General features: G+C 65.4%; 1 protein-coding gene and 1 pseudogene. One reads left to right on the top strand and one right to left on the bottom strand.

Translation table 11 applies throughout. The features are described 5' to 3' along the window. Positions 1 to 181 precede the first annotated feature (181 nt). Positions 182 to 1,359, bottom strand: a pseudogene (locus JNB50_RS24420) (IS3 family transposase). Positions 1,360 to 1,436: 77 nt separating this feature from the next. On the opposite strand from JNB50_RS24420, the gene JNB50_RS25935 reads away from it, so the two are divergent. Next, on the top strand, positions 1,437 to 1,576 hold a 140-nt coding region (locus tag JNB50_RS25935; protein WP_374222286.1), incomplete at its 3' end, for an ATP-binding cassette domain-containing protein.

Below are 1,576 nucleotides of genomic sequence, written 5' to 3'. Positions count from 1 at the left end.
GTCGAACGCTGCTTCAACCAGCTCAAGCAATGGCGCGGCATCGCGATGCGCTCCGACAAGACCGCCCGCCACTACAACGCCGCGATCACCCTCGCCGCCACACTGATCTGGATCAAATCAGACTTGATCCACACGCCCTAGAGAAAGCGGGCGTGAGGAACGAACTGGTGACAGGTTCGGTTTAGGCCGCGAGTGTGAGCGGCTCGGCTAGCTTGGCTTCGAACTCGATGGGCGTCAAGCCGCCGAGGGTGTCCTGGGCGCGCTGGCGGTGATACTTCCGCTCGATCCAAACGACGATGGCGAGTCGCAGCTCCTGCCGGGTCGCCCACCGCTGCTGGTTGAGGACGTTCGTTTGCAGCAGTGACCAGAACGACTCCATGGCCGCGTTGTCCCCCGCAGCGCCGACTCTTCCCATCGATCCGACCATGTCGTGGCGGCGCAACTCGCGGGCCATCGCGCGGCTGCGGAACTGGCTGCCCCTGTCGGCGTGCAGGATGCAGCCGGCGACCTCACCGCGGCGCGCGACAGCATTTCGGACGGCGTCTACGGCGAGTTTCGCGGTCATCCGATCTGAGATCGAGTACCCGACGATTCGGTTGGAGAACACGTCCTTGATCGCGCAGCAGTAGAGCTTGCCTTCGCTCGTCCAGTGCTCCGTGATGTCCGTGAGCCAGAGCCGGTTCGGTGCATCGGCGCGGAACACGCGCTGGACGTGGTCGTCGAACACGGGCGGCCCGGCCTTCTTCCCCTTCCCGCGTCGCCGGCGTTGCGCGGACGAGAGAATCCCCGCCTGCGAGCACAGCTTCCACGCCGTCCGCCGGCTCATCCGCCACCCCGCTCGGCGGGCCTCGTCGGCGAGGTATCGGTAGCCGAACGTCGGGTCCTCGTGGTGCGCATCATGCAGCGCGTTGATCCGATATGCGCGGAGCACGTCCGCGTCCCGGACGGGGTCGTTGCGCCACCGGTAGTAGGGCTGGCGGGCGAGCTTGAGAACCCGGCACGACACCGTCACGGGGATCCCCGCGTCGGCGAGCTCAGATACGAGCGGGTACGTCATTTTGGGGAGCCACCAAGCCGCAGGTTCGCCTGCGACAGATACGCCGCCGCACGGCGGAGGACCTCGTTCTCCTGCTCGAGCAACCGGATCCGCTTCTTCAACTCCCGCGCCTCGGCGGCGTCCGCGGCGGTCTGGCCGGGACGGTTACCGTCTTCGACGTCGGCTTGACGGAGCCAGTTCTGCAACGTCGCTTCGCTGATACCGAAGTCGGCGGCGATCTGTTTGATGGTGACGCCGCTCTCGCGGCTGCGAGCAACCGCAACGACGTCCTCGCGGAACTCTCTGGGATAGGGGCCGGGCATGATGACATCCTCCCCGTCAGCGCCTCCCGGCACTAACGATCAGTTGTCACCAATCCGTTCCTCACGCCCGCACGAGTGTGTTCCGGGGTCTCAGTCTCACGCTTGAGGAAGGGAAAACGTACGGACTGACTGGCCCGAATGGGTCGGGAAAATCCGTGCTGCTGAAGCTGATTTGTGGTTTCGAGTTCCCCGACGAGGGCGAGGTGATCGTCAATCC

This window comes from Leifsonia sp. TF02-11 (genome assembly GCF_017565305.1).
Classification (GTDB): domain Bacteria; phylum Actinomycetota; class Actinomycetes; order Actinomycetales; family Microbacteriaceae; genus Leifsonia.
The sequence above is the reverse complement of the archived record's forward strand: the minus strand, read 5'-3'. Positions and strand labels throughout refer to the sequence as shown.